The following is a 22571-nucleotide window of genomic DNA, read 5'->3' on the forward strand; positions in this document are numbered from 1 at the left end:
GTTTTACGCTGTGCTGCAACCGTTTACCCACATCGGTCTTGAACAATATCAAGACTTCACTTATTTGACAACATCAACTTTGATACCACATGGGTGTGATGTTCGTCATCAGAAGATTGGTATGATACCATATATACATGACCCAAGCGGGATGAAAGTAATAACAATTGCAAAGGGTACAATTCATCCCCTCCCTCACGGAAGGGGAATTCTTTACCCTTTGAATCCACGTGGTTAAAACACTGGTTTTATACAATTGGTTTGGCCTGATAGTTATTATCATGATTATTAAAATTTTAATGGATAAATTTAAATAAGAATATAACTAAACTTGGATATGTGTGTCAAACCCGACATGTTGGATTCACGGCAAATTGAGGAAAATAAAGGAAGAAGCCAACAAATCGGGGAAGTATGAAAAATACAGATAAAAGGAGGTTTCAAATATGGGAATATGGGCATGGGTCCAACCTGTGGATAGGATATGGAAGGTAGTTTCAGATATTGAAAAAGGAACGCTTCACGTTTATAATGAGAAAAACGAGTTGATATTAGACCAAAAAGGAATGACTAAAGAAGAAGTCTCTTTCATAGAGGATTGTTTCCTTCAGGTAGTTGCCACAAATCTCAATGCGGATAAAACGAGCCTGCCTCAGATCACTGAAGTTAAAGTAGAAAGGCCAGTCCGTGAGTTTAATTATATGTATTCGTGAGATGCCAATTTTATCTGTGTACTTAGTGATTTCAAAACGCTGTCCCTGATGATATTGGCTTCAGGGCCTGTCCGTATCCTGGGGCGCGTTAATTTAACATCAAATATATCTTTAACCTTACCAGGGCGGGCTGACATGACAATTACCCTGTCTCCGAGATAAACCGCTTCATCAACACTATGGGTGACAAAAAGCACGCTTATGTGTTCTGTCTCCCAGATCCTGAGTAATTCTCCCTGCATAAGATTTCTTGTTTGTGCATCAAGCGCCCCGAAAGGTTCATCCATCAACAGCAGTTTCGGATTATTTGCATAAGCCCGGGCTATCCCCACTCTCTGTTTCATTCCCCCTGACAATTCATTGGGGTAATGGTTCTCAAACCCGTTCAAACCTACAAGGTCGATATAGTGTTTTGAGATACTTTCACATTCCGTTTTAGTCATTCCTTTTACCTGAGGTCCGAATTCGATATTCTCTTTCACGGTTCTCCAGGGGAATAATGCATATTCCTGGAACACAAAACCACATTCCTTATTTACCCCGTCTATTTTTTTACCATCAAGGGATATAATTCCCTCATCTGGCGCAACAAGCCCTGCTGCAAGGCGTAGAATTGTTGTTTTTCCGCACCCGCTTGGGCCAAGAAGGCATACAAATTCCCCATTCTCAACCTCAAAATTTACATCCAGGAGCGCCTGGAAATTATTGAATTTCCTGGAAACCGAGCTAAAGACTAATCTACCCAATTTATGTACCTCCTCTGTAAAAGAAGGATGCTTATGTTCATAATATATCCGATCACGCCTATTACTATCATTCCTGCCACCATTTCCGAATAGCGGCCAAGGTCTCCCATGTTCCAGATAAAATAACCAAGGCCAACAGGACTCTTGATAACCATCTCGGCTGCTACAATTGCCATCCATCCCACACCAAGGCCGATCCTCAATCCGGTCATAATGGATGGAAGCGCAGAAGGAATAACCACTTTTTTTACAATCATTGATTCTGAGGCCCCGAGTGTTTTTGCAGCATCGATCAGTCGTGTGTCTGTTGATTTAACTCCCTGGATCGTGTTAAGGATAATTGGGAAAACCACACCAATAAAAACAATAAATATCGATCCGCCTGATACGAAAATAAATACTGATAGCGGTATCCATGCCATGGGAGGCATATTGCGAACGATTTCAATTATGGGATTAAATAAATTTCCGAGAAATTTTGAATATCCTACACCAATACCCACAGGTACTCCAATGATAAATGCAATTATCCCGCCTTCGATCACCCGCACAAGACTTGCGTAAACGTGGTTAATTATACCGTACGTGAAGGACGGGCCGTATATTCTTGTGAACATCGAACCAGCAAGAGCATACCATGTTTCAACAGGTGTGGGAATGTCCCTGAGGCGAATGAAAGGAATATTGAAAATATCATTCCTTGCAAGTATCACCAGTATTTGCCAGACAAGAGTAAAAACGATAAGGGAAAGGATGTTTATTAACAATCCTCTTTTCCCGGTCTCGAATTTCATCAATAGCTGACCTTAAGTCCTTCCTTATCGGCCTCCATGAGGAAAAGAACATGCTGTATCGTCCCCTGCCCCGGGAACCCAACGGTCTGTCCTTGCAGGTCCTTTAATGAAGTTATGTTATTGGCAACAACGATAACCGACCCTTCATTATTCATCCCGGCGATAACACCGACTTTTGTATCATTATTAGAAAAATCATTGCTATTGATCCGGTGAATAATTACAGGAGGTATTCCCAGACTCCCGACATCAACCGTATTTCCTTTAAAGCCCTGCTGCATTTCAAAAGCGCCATTCTGGAACGGGGCACCTTCGGCTATAACAATATTTATTCCTAAATCCCTGTAATATCCTTTTTGCCATCCTATATAGAATGGAAGTTCATGGATATCATTTACAAGATAAGCATATCGAATGTTTACCGGTTCTTCCAATGCAATTCTGGAAATATTTTCATCTTTATTATTGACCGCCCAATCGACATAATTGTTAGTTACGAGCGAATCGGCATAATCTTGCGCATTATTGTATCCTGACATGTTCCATTTCTTCGTATCAAAAATTCCAAAATCCTGTATCTTCTGGATAAATGTAGCTGTCCCAGCCACATTTGTATTGTAAACGAATTCGACATCAGCAAGGCTCAGGTTCGCAGCGACCGGATCTGTCATTCCACCAAATTGCATTGTATAATTTATCAATTGTTCATGGTCGGGTGAATCGCTCTGCTTTGCATTATTGATATATTCGACCGATTTTAACTGCACGAGAGCCATGCGCTTTAAGATCTCGTCAGAATTATTAGTCTTCTTATACCAATCGTCATCATAAGCTACAACACAGCAGGGATGATCAGTCCATATATTTCCTGAAAATATCAGGTTTTTCCCATACCCTTTGGTGACAGCTATTGCAGGATATGGTTCCCACATTATGAATCCGGCAATTTCACCGGTCCCCAATCTCTGTACCATTTCCTGTCCGCTCATTTTCACAAGGTTAATTGGCTCACTGACCTGCGGAGTTTTTTCACTTTCAAGACATCCGGCTACAAAAATTGCTATAATGATAAGAAACAAGATCTTCATCAAATTTTTCATGATTTACCTCAATAATATTCAATCAACTATTAATCAATATATAGATTAAAATATCGCTATTTAATGGTTTCCGTTTTTTTTGGAAAAAACGCAGTAAAAAATAAATATTTTGTACATAATGGTAAATCCATAGAGATGAGGTGATGAAAACGAACGAAGATATACAGACACTCAATAAGCAGGCGCTACTGTATTCAAAAGATCTCGAAGCGATAATTGAGGAAATGCACAGGGTAATAATCGGGCAGGATAATGTCCTTGAAAAACTCATTCTTGCTCTGGTTGCGGATGGTCATGTGCTCCTTGAAGGCATGCCTGGTCTTGCAAAGACACTGATGATAAAAACATTATCCGATACAATAGAGGCATCTTTTAAACGGATACAATTCACTCCTGACCTTCTCCCCGCTGATATTATCGGGACACGGATATATAACCAGAATACTTGCCAGTTTTCAACACGAAAAGGCCCGATATTCGCACATTTTATCCTTGCTGATGAGATAAACAGGGCTCCTCCTAAAGTACAGAGCGCTCTCCTTGAGGCCATGCAGGAAAAGCAGGTCACTATCTCGGATGAGAGCCATCAACTTGAAAAACCCTTTCTTGTAATGGCTACCCAGAATCCTGTCGAGACACAGGGAACATACGAATTACCTGAAGCTCAGGTTGACCGCTTCATGTTCAAGATAATACTGGATTATCCTACCCAGAAGCAGGAGCAAGAAATCATGAAAATGGTCTCAGGTGAGGGTTTATCAAAAATTAGCAGGATCATTGCCCCTTCAAGGATAATCGAGATCCAGAATTTCAATCATAGCATCTATCTGGATGAAAAGATCTCAAAATATCTCACCGATATTGTCCAGGCTACAAGAGACCCGAAGCAATACGGGCTTGATATAAAGAACTTCATCGAATACGGGGCATCCCCGCGCGCATCAATATATCTTGCCCTCGGAGGAAAAGCAAGCGCTCTCCTTGCAGGGAGAGGATATGTGGTACCTGAAGACATAAAAAGAATAGCAATGGATGTCCTGAGGCACCGCATCATCCTGACATATGAAGCATTGGCGCAAGAGATGACACCGGATAAGATAATCGCATCGATCCTTGAAAAAGTGCCTGTTCCCTGATTCTGATCAATTAAAGGTGACATGGAGCGTGAGATTTTGGCCCGTCCAACAACTTCGGAAATAATCTCAAAAGTAAGACAGATCGAAATAAAGACCAACCGGCCTGTGGAAGGAATTATCAGCGGGGCTTATCTTTCTGCCTTTAAAGGAACTGGCATTGAATTCTCGGAAGTGCGTGAATACCAGGCTGGAGATGATCCGAGGACCATTGACTGGAATGTTACGGCACGGATGAACCATCCATTTGTGAAAGAGTTCATTGAGGAACGAGACCTGACAATAGTTATAGTATTTGATATTTCAAGGTCATCCGAATTCGCAACCGTGGGTTCACTGAAAAAGGATATAGGTATTGAGCTATGTGCTTCTCTTGCCATGTCCGCGATCAGGAACAATGATAAAGTAGGTCTTGTGCTCACCTCGGACATTGTGGAGAAATATATTCCGCCAATGAAAGGGAAAAGGCATGTATTCAGGATAATAAGAGAGACTATTTTTCATGAGCCGGAACATGATAGAACCGACCTTTCCGTGCCGCTTGTAAAGCTTTCCAGGATTCTTAAGAAAAAGAGTGTGATCTTTATAATTTCGGATTTCCAGGATGATCCGGGGAATATAAAAAAGCCGCTTCAGGTGCTAAAGAACAGGCATGACATAATAGCAGTGAGACTATGGGATGTGAGGGAGCAGGAACTTCCTGATATTGGCCTTATCGAGCTTGAAGATGAGGAGACAGGTGAGCAGATACTTGTTGATACCGCAGATGCCGGATTCAGGATGCGATTTGCGGAAAATGTAAAATCCAGGAATAAGAAATTAAATGATGTCACAAAACGCCTTGAAATTGATCTGATAGAAATTTCAACCGCACAGGATTGGATAAAACCAATATTGAAATTCTTTAAAATGAGGGTGAGACGATGAATTTGAATTTTGGGAACCCGTTATGGTTTGCTGCCCTGTTGATTATCCCTGTTGTCTGGTATTTTTACAGGAAATCCATTAAAAAGAAAAAATCTCTTGCTATTAAGTTTAGCAATATTTCGCTTATCAAAGAAGCAGGTATGGGAAAATCAAGGGCAAAGGAAGTCCTTTTTTATATGAATATACTTTTGATCGCCTTGCTTGTCACAGCTCTGGCCGATCCCCATATACCACTCAAACAAACAAAAGAAGGTGTAAATGTGGTCATGGTGATGGATGTCTCTGGAAGCATGGCGGCCAATGATTATAAGCCCACACGGCTTGAGGCAGCTAAGGAAAGCGCAAAGATATTGATTGACGAATTAAATAATAAAGACAATTCAGGCATTGTTATATTTTCAAGCGGTGCGACAACGTCAGCGTATCTTTCACCTTTTAAAGATAAAGTGATTGAGAAACTTTCAGGGATAAAGCAGACAGAAGGTGAAACATCTCTGGGTGATGGTCTTGCGCTTGCTGTGGACATGGCAACTTCTATCCCGAACAAGAAAAAAGTCATAGTTCTCATGAGCGATGGCGTTAACAATGCAGGTGTGATAAGCCCGGATGATGCCATTTCATATGCAAAGACGAATAATATCCAGGTCTATACCGTTGGAATAGGATCGAACGAAAAAGTCATCCTGGGTTATGACTGGTTCGGACGTCCGCAGTATGCCGAGCTTGATGAAGCAACACTGCAAAAAGTAGCAAAAGAAACGAATGGCCAGTATTTTAAATCAGTGGATATTGGAACGCTTGAGAAAATATACAGCGAGCTTCCACAAAAAATAGAACGTGAGCCCGAAGATTCAAGCATTAAGGACTGGGTCATTATGGCTTCAATAGGGGTTCTGCTTGCACAGTTGTATCTGAGATTCGGAAGGTACAGGATTTTGCCATGAGGTCAACTACCTCCCTTTGAAAAGGGAGGCTTGTAATTCCAATTTTCGCTAAAGAGTTGGTTCTCCATAAGGCGCATGATACAAATATCAAGAACGGACTACGATAGGCTGGTTGACATCGGGGTTTCCAACCTACCAAGCAGATTACACTATTGTACTGTCGGAGCAGCCCACAATATCGAACTCCCATCAAAGGATGTTTCAAGGTGTACATTGCTGTACCAAATCGATATGTTAAGGAATGATATGATATGAAAGTATATATAGATAACGAGAACGATAAAAATACGAATATGAAGCGGGGTACGATTCCTCCCCTGATTATAAATCAGGGGCTTCCTCTACCCCTGCACCCCAACGATGTGAGAATATGAAAAGATCAAAGATAGTATTAATTTTATTATGTTTCTTAATTCTATTTTCAGGCACAGCATCTGCAAAACAACTAACAGTCAAAAAAGTTACGAATACGGATATAAAAACAGGCGATAGCGTCAATATTACGCTTGAGTTTGAAAATCCCTTCAATAAATCCATACCAATTAAAATCCAGGATAATAATATCCTGGGAAATAACGGGCTTGAGATCCAGTGTTACGAATATACTCTTCCCAATAATCCGCATACAGGAGTTTCATACGATTTTCCGATACAGGCCTATTCAGCCGGGGAGTTTACACTTGACCCTGCAACAGTTACTTATACAAATCCGGAAACAGGGACAGAGGAATCTGTAACATCCGGGCCTGTCAGGGTTTCCATAAAACAGGGGGGAACAACAGGGCAGCAGCAGGGTATTACCAGGATATACAATTGCGGCGGTGTGAGCATGCAAAGCACTTCTATATCATCAAGCAGCTCAACTTCAATTTCGATAAGCAGTGGCAGCCAGCAGACAGGCCAGAATAACAATCCGCAGCCTGCTGGTTCTCCGGAAAATATCCAGCAGAGCGCCCAGGATATGCAAAATATCAAACAGGAAATGGAGCGCCAGAAGCAGGAACAGCAAAAAATGGAAAACGAGTTAAGGGAAAGGATCGAGAATAACAGCGATTTCCGGAAACTAAATGAGCAGCTTCAAAAACAGTGGTATGAGCCTGCGGGCCAGGAAATAAAACCGGAGTCCAATGATACCGGGAATTTTGATTACAGGTACAAGAAAGGCCAGGAGTCTGCGAACATAAGCGGCAGGATGAATGCCGGAGAAATGGAAAATATCACGAAACAGAGCACTGAAGATATAAAGAAGCTGGAACAGTATATCGGGAGTAATGAAACATTCATGCAAATGAATAAGACGCTCTCAGATAAAGGATATAACCTGACTGGTAAGAATATTGATATGAAAACAAATATCAGCAGTTTTGAATATTCATATGGTGACAGGCAGGGAAGGAATGCTTCGATCTCAGGTAATGTGACAGATACAGGTGAGATAAAAGATATCTCGCTAAAAGAACCGGAGCCGCCATTCCCATACTGGATACTTGCTGTTCTCCTTATGCCTTTGCTCGGGATCTATCTATACTCGAAGTTCAGGAATAATGCAAAGCCTGTTGAACCACTGAGAGAGATCATATATATTGACCCTAAGAAGAATGCTCTTTTAATGCTTGAAAAAGCAATAGGTATGTTTAATAACGGTATGCAAAGAGAGGCATATGTGGAAGCTTCACATGCTGTGAGATCATATTTTAAGGGAACTTCAGGGATGAATGAACTTACAAGCGATGAGATAATAAAGAATATCCGCGGATCAAAAGATGAGGGATATGTAAGGGATGTCAGCGAGTGTTTTATGCTCTGCGATCTTGTTAAATTTGCAAAATATGAACCGAATGCGGAGGATTTCAATCGGGTTGTGGAATATGCGAAGAGGGTAATTGTATAAGACCATTCTTGAAATGAGTAGGTTCCAGAAGTCATTTGTCTCTACTCGAGCCAATATCGACAGTATAATAAATAAAGTCCTTCTTTAAGGGTGACCGTTACAATTCGTGTTGGAAATTATCCCATCGTGCAACACTTATCCAAATGATTTGTTAGAAAAACTGAAAATTTTGACATTTGAGTAGGATTAATATACACTGCAGGACATTATATATATCTGATATTGATTTGAATTAGATTATGACAAGTAATGATATTGTGAAAAGAAAAGATATAGAAAAAGATGAAATAATTGAATTGCCACCAGAACTTGTTACATTCATCGCTACATCTAAAAGAAAGAAATTTCTATTTCCTGGTGCGGAAAAAACAATTAGAGATGTAGATATTTTTTATCTTCTCAATAAAAAAAATCATGAGGATATTTCATCAATCTCTTCAAAGTATTTATTAGCCGAGTTTACTCTTAATTATCTTAAGATAATAAATGATGTTATAGAGAAAAAATATAGATTTCCACAACGGACTTTAATCGATTTTGAGAATACAAATCAAATCGAAGAAATTAAAAACAGAATTACTGAATTAGAAAATGAACCTATTATCAAATGGTTAAGAGAAAAGTGCCTAGGTGACTTAAGAGATGCTATTGATAATATAGATGTAAATAATATAGATGAACTTATTAAACTTGGACAAATAATTAATCTATTGGAAAAAGAACTTTCATATAGAGAAAAGGATACAGATATCGAAATATATGATATTTTTTATAGATATTTAAGCAGATTGGATAATTTAGAATTAACCGGTACTAAACACGATTCTGCTTGTGAAGTTGCATCAATAAGAAAGATATCTAAAGGTGAAGTTACAGAAATCAGACTAGAATGTAATAAAAGCGATAGGAGTTCTAGAAGACAATTTGAGGAATTTGTTATAAAAGCAGGAAAAGAGATAATGAGAAAATAGGTGGATTTATGGAATCTTTAGAGATAGATGATTTTAGCTTTGGGTTAAGAAAAATTAATGCAATAAAAACTGATTTCCAAATGAAGAAGTCTGAGGAAAAAGAACACGATGAAAATGTAAAAAAATCTTTACCCTCAGAAATGAGTATCGCATTTAAACAAAAACAGGATAAGAATAAAATAGAGATTTCTTCTTACTATAGAATTCCATCAATAGCTGAATATGATTTAGAAATCGATGCAGAATTCACTGGATTAATTTCTCTTAAAGAACCTTTTGATATTGAAAAAGAAGACGAAGACTCCACTTTAATGAAAGAATTAATAGAGGGAAAAATTCTACCCAAATTAACTAAAGAGATGGATAAAGCATTAAATCCAATTTTTAGAACTATGAACATAAAGTATAAAAGCCTTTTTAATAAATCAGAAGAGGATTCTCTTGAATTTTAAAATAATCCTTAAAAATGATAGAAATGCTTTCCATAAGGATCCAAGAGTAAATAAAATTGTTGATTCATTATTAAATGAAAATACAAGTTTATTCGAAGAAATTGTTAATGTAATTAATAATATATTTCATTTCAATGAATTTGAAGATTACATACCAAGTTTAATTGCTTTATATGATCGTTCGGAATCTAACGACAAGTTAGGAGATTATATCACATTTTTATGGTATATTTACAAGGATAATACAAATTGTGGAAATTTGAGAGGAGCTTTGCTGGAAAGATTAGTTTATAAGTTATTAGAAAAGAAATATGTTACAGATTATGAATCCTATATCAGTTGTTATATATGTTTCAATTCATGGAAAAGCTCAAAGAGTATAGATGTCTTTTTCTATGTAACGACTGAGGAAATAGGAGAATCAATTGAGTGCAAGGTAAACCCATTTGACTTTGAAAAAGCGCATCTTGACAATCTAAAAGATATATTTATTAGATCTAATAAAAAGGTATATCCCAGTATTATTTCTTTTTCAAGTAAAAATGCATTGGAATTGAAAATACAAGAATTCAAAACTCCTTTAGGGCCTATTCAATTATTTGGAAGAGAAAATTTAAAAGAAATTGCTGAGATAAGGTTAAGAAAGTCTTCATAAATTTCTATTGCGAATAGTTTTTAGTAATACATATGTTAAAACGACGGACGACACAGCGGGAGTCTGCATGGGGAACGTTGTTGAATTGTTCTACTCTTAATAATAAACAAACACGACCAAGATGTACAAGATTATTTGATATAATCTATATTGGAGAGCGAATAAGGAGAGATACTCTTGGCCAGGAGCGGGCTGATTAGGGAAAACGGATAGTTCAGATGTTATCTGAAAAATGGGCGTGGTTTTACTCGCACAAATTTATTCAATATGATCCGGTTTACTGAGGTTTTTCCAGAGAAAGAGATTGTCCACGCACTGAGTGGACAATTGAGCTGGACACATTTTCGAGAAATAATCTACCTCGAAGATAATCTTAAACGTGATTTCTATGCCGAAATGTGCAGGATCGAACGCTGGAGCACCCGCACTCTGCACGCCAAAATCCAGGGTATGCTCTATGAGCGAACAGTTCTCTCAAAAAAGTCGGAGGAACTCATCACGAAGGAGCTTGCCGCACTGCGCGAAGAAGATCGCATGACAAATCGTGGGGTTAAGGGGTGAGCGCAAGCCCCCGGCTTCAGCCGTGGGGATAGCGAACCCCTTAGAATTGTAATATCTATCCCTGAAAAATGAGTTGTCGAGACTGCATTTAAGGGGATAGACAAAATATAAATAGGACTACAACAATATAAAACTGTCGGGATTGCATGAAAAGATCAAACACTCCATCGTTCATAACAGAACTTCCATTGAAAACTACATCCGCAGACGAAGCTACTATACTTATACGTCTGGATGCGGGAAGGCAGTTATATCATGCCTGTCTTGGAGAAGCCCTGGAGCGACTTGCACTGATTCGGCAATCAAAAGAGTATCAGAAAATCCAGAAACTTCCAAAAACAATTAACGGTAAACAGAATCAGGAACGGACAAAAGCATTCGATGACCTCAACAAGAAAGAAGAATTCACTGATTACGATATTCAGCATTATGCAACTGGAATAAGGAATAGCTGGATAAAAAAACATATCCATGCTCATATCGCTCAGAAATTAGCAACGAGAGCCTTCAAAGCCGTCCAGAAAAAAGCATTTGGAAAAGCGAAAAACGTGAGATTCAAAGGAAAAAACCAGATGGACTCTCTTGAAGGAAAAAACAACGAAACCGGATTAATATTCAGGGACAATACCCTCTCCTGGTCTGATCTTGAAATCCCATGCATCATTGACCCGGATAACGATGTAATCACATACGGTTTAAACCACAGAGTCAAGTATTGCCGAATTGTCCGAAGGAAGATCAACTGCAAGAACCGATTTTATCTTCAACTAATCAATGAAGGAACACCATTTCAGAACCCGAAAAACAAGATCGGGATAGAAGAAATCGGGCTTGATGTAGGTGTCGGTACAATAGCAATGGTTGCAGATACAAAAGCTACGTTGAAACAGTTTTGCGGTGAGTTAACCTCAGATCAGAAAAAGAAACGAAAGCTACAAAGAAAATTGGACAGGTCACTCAGGGCAACCAATCCTGATAATTATAATAAAAACGGAACAGTTAAGAAGGGGAAGAAGTTTAAAAAATCAAATCGGTATAAAACAATAAGCAAAGACCTTGCTGAAACCGATCGAATCTTAGCTGCACATCGGAAATCCCTTCACGGAAAAGACATAAACGAAATAATAGCAATGGGCACACGAATCCAGACTGAAGACGTATCATATAAAGGCTGGCAAAAGCGATACGGCAGGTCAATTAATATGCGTGCTCCATCCATGTTCATGAATAGCCTCAAACGAAAAGCTGAAAATGCTGGTGGCTACTTATTTGAATTTTCTACACAGACAACGAAACTATCCCAAACATGCCATATCTGCGAACAGGCAATAAAAAAACCCCTTAGCAAGCGATGGCATGTTTGTTGTGGTATCAGGATGCAGAGGGACTTGTATTCTGCATTTCTGGCAAAATGTGTGGATAAAGAAACAAGTGCCCTTGATTTTGTCAGAGCAAAACAACTCTGGCAAGGTATAGAATCTATCCTTAGCGAAGCGATTTCAAGGGCGAAACAAACTGCGATAGGAATGGTTTGTCCTGCCAGCTTTGGATTCACAGGAATCCAGAGCCAGAGCGGTTCGCTCGTTAATCCTGTACGAATTATAAGTGAGGCTATGGATGCTGTAATCCTCCCGGATGAGAACCATAGAGAGCTTATAGGAGCGTAAAGTAATCTCCCGGCTTTAGCCGTGGGAGAGGGTTCAATCCTGATCTTGTGTTTCGCGACCCCTATTTTCTTGATTTTCTTGGCTTATCCGACTCATTCAGTGAGCGTGACCTGGAGTCTGCAATCCTTCGAGAACTTGAGCGCTTCCTGCTTGAACTTGGAACGGATTTTACATTCGTAGCGCGGCAGAAGCGGATTACCATTGATAGTGAGGACTATTATCTTGACCTATTATTTTATCACCGCAGTATGCGCCGTCTGGTGGCGATTGAGCTGAAACTTGGAAAATTCCAGGCACAGGATAAGGGGCAGATGGAGCTATATCTTCGCTGGCTGGAGAAATATGAGAGTCGTAATGGTGAAGAAAGCCCGCTGGGTTTGATATTATGCGCGGAGAAGACGGCAGAGCATGTTGAACTATTGCAGCTTGAGACAAGCGGGATACGGGTTGCTGAGTATCTTACAGAACTCCCGCCGCGTCCGCTTCTTGAAGCAAAACTGCATGAGGCAATTCGCCTGGCGCGGGAACAGATCGCATCCCGTGAAGTTTCAGGACTGGAGAGAAAGTGATGAGCATAGAATTTGGAATCATAATAATATACGCCCCAGTCAGCAAACAGCAACTATATATTAATATGTGACAATGTAGATAAGGTGGTAAATGTGCCCTATAAAACAATAAAGATCAGGGATGAAACATACGAAAATATAAACGTCTTGGTAGGTGACCTGATGAAAGAACTCAAAAGACCGGTATCTATTGATGAAGCATTGAGATATTTGCTCAAATGCAGGAAGAATAAGCCAAGTATGTTCGCTGGCGGATGGAATATGGGTGAAGAGGAAATTGAAGAAATCAAAAAGGAATTAAAGGAAAGCTGGAAAAGATGGGAATTGTAATAGATACTAATATCCTGATCGATCTTCTCAGGAATAAGGAATCTACGGTCAGCAAGATAAAAGAGCTTGAGAAAAACGAAGAACTTGCCACCACGGATATAAACGCCTTCGAACTGTACTTCGGAGCCTACAATTCCAAAGATAATGAGAAGAATATCGCATCAACTAAAGGGCTACTTAAGACTATGATTCTGCTCCACACGCAGGAGGAGAGTATGGAGACGGCTGGCAGGATTTTCGCACAAAGAAGGGCTAAAGGAAAAATGATTGAGATCAGGGACTTGCTCATAGCTGCAATTGCCCTGCAGAACGGATGCAAGCTTCTCACAAATAACAGAGACCATTTTGAAGGAATTGAAGGATTGTCTCTTTGTGATGGATAGAATTAATAACACATCTTGCCATTTAGCCTGAAAAACAGAGGTACAATGCCAAAAAGATCCGATATCAAGAAAGTACTGCTTATAGGTTCAGGCCCTATAATGATAGGACAGGGGGCAGAATTTGATTTTTCAGGCAGCCAGGCATGCCGCTCTCTTCGGGAAGAGGGAATAAAAGTTGTCCTGGTCAATAGCAATCCTGCAACCATTATGACAGATACCGATATGGCGGATGCGGTTTACATCGAGCCGCTTGAACCTGAGATCGTGGCAAAGATCATTGAAAAAGAACGTCCCGATGGCATTATTGCGGGAATCGGCGGGCAGACCGGTCTTAATCTGACTACTGAACTTGCAGAACTGGGAGTGCTTGAGAAATTCGGCGTGGAGCTTCTTGGCACATCATTGCAGGCGATCAAGGACTCGGAAGACAGGGATCTATTTAAGAGAAAAATGATAAGCATTGGCGAAAAAGTCCCGCGCTCAAAAGCTGTGAACACACTTGAGGAAGCTGAGGCGCTGATTCAGGAGCTTGGTCTTCCGCTCATTATCCGCCCCGCATATACTCTCGGTGGGGCAGGAGGGGGCATAGCCTATACAAAAGAAGAGCTTCTTGAAATAACAGAGCGGGGGCTTAAACGATCACGGATAAGCCAGGTACTGATCGAAGAGAGCATTATGGGCTGGAAGGAATTCGAGTATGAGGTCATGCGTGACAAAAATGATACCTGTATTGTCATATGCAACATGGAAAACATCGACCCCATGGGAATACATACCGGGGAATCGATAGTAGTAACGCCTTCCCAGACACTATCTGACGCCGATCACCAGAAACTCCGAAGTACATCAATTAAGATCATAAGAGCCCTTGGAATAGAAGGTGGATGCAATATCCAGTTTGCTGTGCGCGATAATGAAGTCAGGATCGTGGAAGTCAATCCGCGTGTTTCGCGATCATCCGCCCTTGCCTCCAAAGCAACGGGTTATCCAATAGCCCGTGTAACTGCAAAGATCGCTATCGGCATGACGCTTGATGAAATTACCAACGATATCACCAAAAAAACTCCGGCGTCCTTTGAACCCACTATTGACTATACTGTGGTCAAGATACCGCGCTGGCCATTTGACAAATTCGTAACAGCGGACAAGCATCTTACCACTGCAATGAAAAGCACGGGAGAAGTAATGGCGATAGGGCGCACCATTGAAGAGGCGCTACAGAAAGCTATACGCTCACTTGAGGTGGACATGGACTTTGGATTCAGGGAATGGAGCAAGGAGGATATTCTTGAAATTCTCCGCCATCCCACCCATGAACGCATGTTCGTTATTTACCAGGCATTGCGTGATGGAATGCCAGCGGATGAAATATCACGAATTACCAGTATCGATCCCTTCTTTATCAGAAAGATCCAAAATATCATTGATATAGAGGACACAATAAAAGCCGACCTATCCCCGGAAAATCTCAGGAAAGCCAAACGCATGGGCTTGAGTGATGAAAGAATAGCATCTTTAACAGGAAAGGCCCGCGAAGAGATAAACGATATGCGAAGGCACAATAGTATAATTCCGACTTTAAAGATGGTTGATACATGCGCAGCAGAATTTGAAGCTGCAACCCCATATTATTATTCGACATATGAAGAACAATGCGAAGATATGCCTTCGAATAAGAAGAAAGTCCTCATCATTGGCTCAGGTCCGATCCGTATCGGACAGGGCATTGAGTTTGACTACTGTACTGTTCATGCAGTAACTGCGCTTCGCGAGATGGGTATAGAGACCCACATATTGAACAACAATCCGGAAACAGTTTCTACGGATTACGATACATCAGACAAATTGTTCTTTGAACCTTTGACGCTTGAAGATGTCATGAATGTGATTGACAGGGAGCAGCCCTTTGGAGTAATGGTACAGTTCGGGGGGCAGACATCTGTGAACCTGGCTATACCTCTTAAGAAAGAACTTGACAGGAGAACTGACCTTAAAACAGTCATTCTGGGAACCACGCCTGATGATATGGATATCGCGGAGGACAGGGGACGTTTTAATACAATGATGAAAAAACTGGGAATATTCCAGCCCGAAGCAGGATGCGCCACAAATTATACCGAAGCTTTCAATGAAGCCAAAAGGATCGGATATCCTGTACTCGTTCGACCATCATATGTTCTTGGCGGAAGAGCCATGGAAATCGTATATGACGAACGCGACCTTGACCGCTACCTGAGAGAAGCAGTAAAGGTCTCAAATGAGCATCCGGTGCTTATCGATGATTTCCTTGATAATGCTGTGGAGATTGATGTGGACGCTATTTGTGATGGCAAGGATGTACTGATCGGCGCAATAATGGAACATATTGAAGAAGCAGGAATCCATTCCGGGGATTCAGCCTGTGTTATTCCTCCCCAGTCCCTTAAACCGGAAATTCTCGCTATTGTTCGCGATTATGTCAAAAAGATCGCGAAGGCTCTGCATGTCGTTGGAATAATCAACATCCAGATGGCAACGAAGAACGGGATCGTTTATGTTCTTGAAGCCAATCCCAGGTCAAGCCGCACAATTCCGTTTGTGAGTAAGGCTACGGGAGTTCCGCTTGCTAAGATCGCTGCAAGGGTCATGGCAGGGCATACATTGAAAGAGCTTGGGATTACAGGCGATGTTACTCCGAAACACGTTTCAGTTAAAGAAGTCCTTTTACCATTTGATAAATTACCTGGCGCTGATCCGCTGCTTGGACCTGAGATGAAAAGCACCGGCGAAGTTATGGGGATAGACTACGATTTCGGAAAAGCGTTCTTCAAGGCCGAATGGGCAGCAGATAATAAACTCCCCATGTCAGGCACGGTTTTCCTGTCGATTAGAGATACTGATAAAGTGCAAATCGTCGGCGTGGCAAGGAAAATGCAGGAAGCTGGACTTCATATTCTTGGTACACGGGGAACAGCGCAATTTCTTGCTGATAAAGGAATCAGGATAGAGGTCATAAACAAGGTAAGTGAAGGCTCACCGAACGTGGTAGACCTTATTCATAATAAGAAAGTAGATCTTATTATTAATACTCCCACGAGCAAACAGGCTGTTAAGGATGGTTTCCAGATAAGGCGTGCGGCTGTTGATTTCAGTGTGCCTTATATTACAACTATCCAGGCTGCGCTTGCTGCTGCTGATGCTATTGAAGCAATGAACAGGGGTGAAATTTCAATAAAATCGCTGGGTGAATACCATGCGAGGCCATAATATGACAAATATGGTTCATCTTGGTAAAATTGCCTTTGCTAATTGTGATTTTCCCTATTACGCAATGGAACATGGAAAGATAAGAACAGATGATATTGATATTATTGAAGCGCATCCGGTTGAACTTGCACGAAGACTGGATGCCGGTGAGCTTGATATAAGCCCGATATCATCAATCATGTATGCAAAACAGAATGACCTTCTTATATTACCCGGACTTTCCATTACTTCAAACGACTTTACAAAAAGCGTCCTGATATGCTCAAATGGGGAAATTGAAATGTCTGGTTTTGAGGGAAAAACACTATGCATTCCCGAGACTACTGCCAGTTCGGCTACTCTTGTAAAAATCATTTTGTGTTTAAAGGGAGTGAATGTAAAAATCAGGCAATGCAGGGGAACTGATATTGAAAAGATGCTGGAACAGGGGGATGCTGCTCTTTTGATCGGGGATAGCGCCATTCATGCTATTGGAAAATACCATATAATCGCTGACCTTGGGAATGAGTGGAAAAAGCTTACCGGAAAGAAAATGGTCTATGCACTCTGGGTCGTGAGGGGAGATTTTGCAAGAAAATATCCTGGAAAAGTAAAATACGTCCATAAAATACTCCTCAAATCAAAGGATTTTGCATATAAAAACATTAATGGGATAGCCAGCCATATAGGGCGGCAGAAAAATATCGATTGTAATTTCATGCGGGAATATCTACACACGTTGAATTATGATTTCGATGAAGAGACTGTGGAAAGCCTCAGGCTCTTTTTTGAATATGCAATGCAATGCGGGATCATTGGAGATGTGAAGCTTAGATTTTTCGATAAATTGAATATGGATGCCCACTATAATTATAGTAATGGATAAACGATGTATCCTTATATTATTGATCCTGACAGTATTGATCGTTGCTATATCGGGTTGTATTGATGATAATGCCGGTCCTATTACCAGCGCGAACCAGACAATAATAAAAACATCAGCCGTCACTCCAGCCGTGGGATTTCCAGTTCCTGAACCGTTGACGGTTTATGTTGAAATAAAAGGAAGCATGTTCAATCCTCTCGAATTAAAAATTGTAAATGGCACCACAGTAAAATGGACGAATGCGGACAGTGTTTCGTATATAGTGAATGTGGATGATGTGCAATCGCCTGTTCTTAATAAGAGAAATTCCTGGAACCATACGTTCAATAAAACCGGAATATTTGAATATAATTCCTCCAATCATCCTGCCATGCCTCATGGAAGAATAATAGTTGAAAATTAGAATATATTAATTGACTTATGCGAGAAAACAACAGAACATACAAAATAATTATTTTCATCCTTTCAATATTATTGATCGGATCATCTGCATTTTTATTCATAAGTCTTGATGAAATAAAACAAAAAGATGCAGCTATCGCATCTTTGTCTGTTGAGATAACGTCGCAGCAACAACAAATTTCACAACTTGAATCTAACATCTCAAACCTTCAGGAAGATCGATCCAGGACACAAGCGCTCCTGAGAAACGAAACACAAACACGCCAGAGGCTTGAAGAGGAGATCATAAACATTAAGATGGTCACCAAAAGTGATTACGGAGTACTTGGTGTTGATGATAATAATATCGGGAAAGTGATACCTCTTGAAGTTATAATTAAAGATGGTGATGGAAAGTTGTTTCTTGACGTCGCCAATATTCTTGCTGATGAGTCAATGCAATCATCTGCCCAGACCGCAATACGCGTAGCCCGGGAAGTAACAAGGACAAGCCTTACCGACAAAGATATCCAGATAAATATCAAAGCACCGGCACAGGAGGGGAAGTTGAGTATATCAGGCGGTAGCGCAGGCGGGGCCATTACAATAGCAGCCATTGCGGCAATGAAGGGAACAGAGCCGCGACAGGATGTGCTTATGACAGGAACGATAAGAGAAGACCATTCAATAGGACAGATTGGCGCGCCAAGGGCAAAAGGCATTGCTGCGCGTGAGAATGGCGCAAAGCTGTTCATTGTGCCTCCCGGTCAAAAGGGAGAAGTGGGGGATATCGGGATCGAAGTGATGGAGGTCAGGACTATTGAAGAGGCCGTAAAGTATGCGATATGATATCATATGATATGATGCAACTCAATCGCTCATGTTTTCTTTCTGTCGGATATTTTTGTTGCCTCGTAATTCCTGAGGCGTTCAAAAATATCACAGAAAATCAGTACAATGCCAATTATACTATCTCCGTCCATTCTGATGGTTGAACCGATAATATCAACAGGTATCTTCATACCGTCTTTTGATATCAATATTGTATGATCCGCAAGGCCATAGAACACATTTTCATTAATTGCCTTTCTTACAGGGTCATCTATTTTTGTGTTCGTTTCTTCACTGATAATATTAAAGACATCTGCCAGAGGTTTTCCTACCGCATCTTTCTGCTTCCAGCCTGTCAGTGCTTCTGCGATCGGGTTCATGAGTCTTATTTTTCCTTCCGGGTCTGTAGCGATCACTGCATCACCTATGCTCTCAATAACTGCAACAAGCCATTGGTTTTTCTCTCTCAAATTCTTTTCACTCTCTTTTAATTTCTTTTCCATTTCATGTTTGTAGAGAGCTATCTCAATGGTGATTTGTAATTCTCTTTCTTTAAATGGTTTAATTAAATACCCAAAAGGCTCTGTTATTTTTGCCCTTTCCAGTGTTTTTTCATCGGCATAAGCAGTAAGGTACACGACCGGGATATCAAGTGAATGTATCTGTGCTGCAGTTTCGATCCCGTCCATTTTACCATATATTACGATGTCCATCAACACAAGATCAGGATTATTTTCTTTTACCTTTTTGACAGCCTCTTCTCCTGAAGATACTGTTACTGGAACCGCATATCCCATTGCCTTTAGTTTTCTCTGTAATCCTTCTGCAATAATTATTTCGTCTTCAACTATCAGTATTTGTTTCACAGTTTTCACTTTATCCCTCTGAATTTAATATGAAATTCCGTTCCATGATCTCGATTTAGGTATATCTCGCCATGAAGCTGTTTCTCTGCCAGTATCGTGACCAGATGTAAACCCAATGATTCAGTTTTTCTAAAATCCGTATCTTTAGATATACCAATGCCATTATCCCCGATCATAAGTTCAAGCATATTTTCATCATTTTTGAAAAAAGCGACCTGGATCTCGCCTTTTCTTCCTTCTGGAAAAGCGTATTTCAAAGAATTAGTGACCAGTTCATTGATTATCAACCCGCATGGAATAGCAAAATCAATATCCAGTCGAATGTTCTGGATATTCATGTTGAGCTTGATGTTTCCCGACCTGGAATTATAAGACTGAAAAAGGTTAGCTACCAGATCGTTAATGTAATCATTGAAGTCGATTTTTGCCAGATCTTTTGACCGGTAAAGTTTTTCATGGACAAGAGACATCGATGAGATCCTGTTCTGGCTTTCTGTAAAAATATCGATCATTTTTTTATCTTTAATATACTGAGTTTGATGATCCAGAAGACTGGAAACAATCTGCAAATTGTTCTTGACACGATGGTGGATTTCTTTCAGAAGAGTTTCTTTTTCCAGGAGAGATGTCTTAATTTTATCCTCAGCAAGCTTGCGCTCGGTGATATCTCTGAATACTGCCAACCCCATTTGCTTACCCGTAAATACAACATTATTCCCGGTTATATCTGCCGGGACTGTCTTGCCGTCTTTTCTCAGTATCGGCAGATCATTTATAACCGCTGACCCTTTTTGCATTCCTTCTTTAAATGAAACCGTAATTCTTTCAAGCTCCTCTTCTGGATGAAGCTGAAAGATTTTCATAGTTAAAAGCTCATTTTTAGTGTAGCCTGTAAGTTGTTCGGTCTTTTTATTTACATCTACAATGTTTGCTTCCATATCTATCAATAGAATTGCATCACTGGCATCATTCATCAAAACACGATATTTTTCTTCGGACTCTCTTAGCGCCTCCTCTGCATGCTTACGGTCGGTAAGGTCGCGGGAATTAATTATGATCTGAACATTACTCAATCCGGCATTATCATTTATAGTTTTGCCTACGGATTCAAGAACGCGCCATGAGCCGTCTTTATGTTTGAAACGAAACTCAGTTGACTGAGCAGAACCCGGATTTTCAATTAACTGATTAAAAGAGCTAATAACACCAGGCAAATCTTCCGGGTGTATGAATTCAAATGCGATTTTGCCAGTCAACTCTTCAGCTTTATATCCGAGCACCCGTTCAACAGAGGGACTCTGGTAGCTTATTGTTCCATCTCTATTCAGAATCGTAATAGTATCCAGAGCGTTTTCGATGAGTGAACGGAAAAGTTCCTCCTTAAGACGCAGTGTATCCTCCATCTGCTTACGCTCAGTAATGTCCTTAGCTACATATACAATCCCGAGTATGTTTCCTTCATTCCCGTACATGGTTGATATTGATAACAACACGGGTATTTTTTTTCCATCTTTTGCAATGCAGGTTTTTTCTAAATTAATGATTGAACCTTTTTTGAATAATTCATCCAGCCATGGACTATTGGGTTGTGTAGTTTCATGAGAAAATAGCTTATCAACAGGTTGCCCCACAAGCTCTTCTGATCTATATCCCAGCAATTCACATACGGCTTTATTCACTGTCTTAATATTACCATCAGTCGTAGCGACTACCAGTGAGTCGAACATGCTTCTGATAATATTCTCTACATATTCGTTTGAAACAGTTGTTTTTTGCAGCTCTTTGGCCATTTTATTGAAGGCAGAAGCCAGTTGCCCGACTTCATCATTCGATTGGATCGGAATATTTACATTTAAGCGCCCCTTACCGATTTCATTGGTTGCGTCCTTTAGTTTGTCTATTGGCCGGGAAATGGATCTTAAAGTAAAGGCAGAGAGGAATATCCCGAGCACTAGAATAAAGACGTTAAGGATCAGGAATATTTTGATATTTTTATAAATAAGCTTCTGTTGATCCTGAAAATTATCCTGTATATCATTAGTAGTTTCTAATAACAATTCACTATTCTTCTGTCTGTTTTTATTTATCAGTTGATAAATTAAAATTCTTTTTTCATTGATTTCTCTTGAATTTGCAGGATTATTCTTTAAAGCCACTATATTGTTGAAATTCATATTAATTTCATACAATGTCATTTTCATATCCTGAAAACTACTTATTGAATTATTACTGGCATTCTTTTTTAGTGACTCGATAATTAAATTCATCTTCTGGAAATCTTTATTTGCTTTGTCCTGATTATCGTCATTATTAACTACAAAATACGTATCCAGATCCCTATCCAGGATTTCCATGGAAATAGCGAATTCTTGCAGCGAATTGATCTGGGAATTTAATGGCGCTGCCTGGTCTGCAAGAGTACTTATTTCTTCCATTTCATGATAACTTGTCAGTGCCATACCCAAATAAATACCAATAAAAATCGAGAAACCAAGTAAAATCTTATTTCCAATCGATAATTTGAATAATTTTTTAGACATTTTCTT

22 protein-coding genes and 1 pseudogene are annotated in these 22571 nt (G+C 40.1%); 18 read left to right on the top strand and 5 right to left on the bottom strand.

Features of this window, described 5'->3' with window-relative positions; genetic code table 11:
• Both CL181_RS20840 and CL181_RS08285 read left to right on the top strand, forming a co-directional pair.
• Positions 1–238 (top strand): hypothetical protein (locus CL181_RS20840; protein ID WP_217993122.1); only part of this gene is annotated, 238 nt, incomplete at its 5' end.
• A gap of 208 nt (positions 239–446) precedes the next feature.
• Positions 447–713 carry a hypothetical protein gene (locus CL181_RS08285; RefSeq protein WP_097298844.1) on the top strand — a complete coding sequence of 89 codons (267 nt, stop codon included), beginning with the start codon at positions 447–449 and terminating at the stop codon, positions 711–713.
• Here the strand turns inward: CL181_RS08285 and CL181_RS08290 are convergent.
• Genes CL181_RS08290 through CL181_RS08300 form a run of 3 tightly spaced genes read right to left on the bottom strand, consistent with a single transcriptional unit; the run spans position 698 to position 3353 of the window.
• Positions 698–1459, bottom strand: coding sequence for an ABC transporter ATP-binding protein (locus tag CL181_RS08290; RefSeq protein WP_097298845.1), 762 nt, complete (start codon positions 1457–1459; stop codon positions 698–700). The genes CL181_RS08285 and CL181_RS08290 overlap by 16 nt on opposite strands.
• Entirely contained in the window at positions 1447–2253 is an 807-nt protein-coding gene (locus CL181_RS08295) for an ABC transporter permease (RefSeq protein ID WP_097298846.1), read from the bottom strand. Before CL181_RS08295 ends, CL181_RS08290 begins: the two co-directional genes overlap by 13 nt.
• A complete protein-coding gene (locus CL181_RS08300) occupies positions 2253–3353 on the bottom strand; it encodes an ABC transporter substrate-binding protein (RefSeq protein ID WP_097298847.1) in 1101 nt (366 codons plus the stop codon). The genes CL181_RS08295 and CL181_RS08300 overlap by 1 nt, the downstream gene beginning before the upstream one ends.
• Positions 3354–3496: 143 nt before the next feature.
• Between CL181_RS08300 and CL181_RS08305 the strand changes: the two genes are divergently transcribed.
• The 16 genes and pseudogenes from CL181_RS08305 (at position 3497) to CL181_RS08380 (ending at position 19177) form a co-directional block, all read left to right on the top strand.
• On the top strand, positions 3497–4489 hold the full coding sequence (locus CL181_RS08305) for a MoxR family ATPase (RefSeq protein ID WP_097298848.1): 993 nt from the start codon (positions 3497–3499) through the stop codon (positions 4487–4489).
• A 21-nt stretch (positions 4490–4510) separates the two neighbouring features.
• Positions 4511–5413 (top strand): DUF58 domain-containing protein, encoded by a 903-nt coding sequence (locus CL181_RS08310; protein WP_097298849.1) that lies wholly within the window; start codon positions 4511–4513, stop codon positions 5411–5413.
• The gene (locus CL181_RS08315; protein ID WP_097298850.1) at positions 5410–6357 is read left to right on the top strand and encodes a VWA domain-containing protein; all 948 of its coding nucleotides are present in this window, start codon (positions 5410–5412) and stop codon (positions 6355–6357) included. The genes CL181_RS08310 and CL181_RS08315 overlap by 4 nt, the downstream gene beginning before the upstream one ends.
• A 370-nt stretch (positions 6358–6727) precedes the next feature.
• Positions 6728–8248 carry a BatD family protein gene (locus tag CL181_RS08320; RefSeq protein WP_097298851.1) on the top strand — a complete coding sequence of 507 codons (1521 nt, stop codon included), beginning with the start codon at positions 6728–6730 and terminating at the stop codon, positions 8246–8248.
• A 239-nt stretch (positions 8249–8487) separates the two neighbouring features.
• Positions 8488–9219, top strand: a complete 732-nt coding sequence (locus CL181_RS08325) for a hypothetical protein (RefSeq protein WP_097298852.1) — start codon at positions 8488–8490, stop codon at positions 9217–9219.
• Positions 9220–9227: 8 nt separating this feature from the next.
• On the top strand, positions 9228–9671 hold the full coding sequence (locus CL181_RS08330) for a hypothetical protein (protein WP_097298853.1): 444 nt from the start codon (positions 9228–9230) through the stop codon (positions 9669–9671).
• Positions 9661–10326 carry a hypothetical protein gene (locus CL181_RS08335; protein ID WP_097298854.1) on the top strand — a complete coding sequence of 222 codons (666 nt, stop codon included), beginning with the start codon at positions 9661–9663 and terminating at the stop codon, positions 10324–10326. The genes CL181_RS08330 and CL181_RS08335 overlap by 11 nt, the downstream gene beginning before the upstream one ends.
• A 225-nt stretch (positions 10327–10551) precedes the next feature.
• Complete coding sequence (locus CL181_RS20845) at positions 10552–10887, top strand: DUF1016 N-terminal domain-containing protein (protein WP_255251496.1); 336 nt, start codon at positions 10552–10554, stop codon at positions 10885–10887.
• Positions 10888–11033: 146 nt separating this feature from the next.
• The gene (locus tag CL181_RS08345) at positions 11034–12554 is read left to right on the top strand and encodes a zinc ribbon domain-containing protein (protein ID WP_097298855.1); all 1521 of its coding nucleotides are present in this window, start codon (positions 11034–11036) and stop codon (positions 12552–12554) included.
• A gap of 38 nt (positions 12555–12592) precedes the next feature.
• A pseudogene (locus CL181_RS08350) lies at positions 12593–13123 on the top strand (PDDEXK nuclease domain-containing protein); the annotation flags it as partial.
• A gap of 93 nt (positions 13124–13216) precedes the next feature.
• Positions 13217–13453 (top strand): hypothetical protein, encoded by a 237-nt coding sequence (locus tag CL181_RS08355; RefSeq protein WP_097298857.1) that lies wholly within the window; start codon positions 13217–13219, stop codon positions 13451–13453.
• Positions 13441–13836, top strand: coding sequence for a type II toxin-antitoxin system VapC family toxin (locus CL181_RS08360; RefSeq protein WP_097298858.1), 396 nt, complete (start codon positions 13441–13443; stop codon positions 13834–13836). Before CL181_RS08355 ends, CL181_RS08360 begins: the two co-directional genes overlap by 13 nt.
• A gap of 45 nt (positions 13837–13881) precedes the next feature.
• Entirely contained in the window at positions 13882–17082 is a 3201-nt protein-coding gene (carB, locus tag CL181_RS08365) for a carbamoyl-phosphate synthase large subunit (protein WP_097298859.1), read from the top strand.
• A 1-nt stretch (position 17083) separates the two neighbouring features.
• Positions 17084–17947 (top strand): menaquinone biosynthetic enzyme MqnA/MqnD family protein, encoded by an 864-nt coding sequence (locus tag CL181_RS08370; RefSeq protein ID WP_176505116.1) that lies wholly within the window; start codon positions 17084–17086, stop codon positions 17945–17947.
• Positions 17940–18350, top strand: coding sequence for a hypothetical protein (locus CL181_RS08375; protein ID WP_141398845.1), 411 nt, complete (start codon positions 17940–17942; stop codon positions 18348–18350). The genes CL181_RS08370 and CL181_RS08375 overlap by 8 nt, the downstream gene beginning before the upstream one ends.
• Positions 18351–18367: 17 nt before the next feature.
• Positions 18368–19177, top strand: a complete 810-nt coding sequence (locus tag CL181_RS08380) for a S16 family serine protease (protein ID WP_097298862.1) — start codon at positions 18368–18370, stop codon at positions 19175–19177.
• 29 nt (positions 19178–19206) lie between these two features.
• Here the strand turns inward: CL181_RS08380 and CL181_RS08385 are convergent, their stop codons facing one another.
• Positions 19207–20025 (bottom strand): response regulator, encoded by an 819-nt coding sequence (locus CL181_RS08385; protein ID WP_255251494.1) that lies wholly within the window; start codon positions 20023–20025, stop codon positions 19207–19209.
• A 5-nt stretch (positions 20026–20030) separates the two neighbouring features.
• The gene (locus CL181_RS08390; RefSeq protein ID WP_097298863.1) at positions 20031–22565 is read right to left on the bottom strand and encodes a PAS domain S-box protein; all 2535 of its coding nucleotides are present in this window, start codon (positions 22563–22565) and stop codon (positions 20031–20033) included.
• Positions 22566–22571: the final 6 nt, after the last annotated feature.

Origin of the sequence: Candidatus Methanoperedens sp. BLZ2, assembly GCF_002487355.1 — an archaeon.
In the GTDB taxonomy this organism is placed as follows: Archaea; Halobacteriota; Methanosarcinia; order Methanosarcinales; family Methanoperedenaceae; genus Methanoperedens.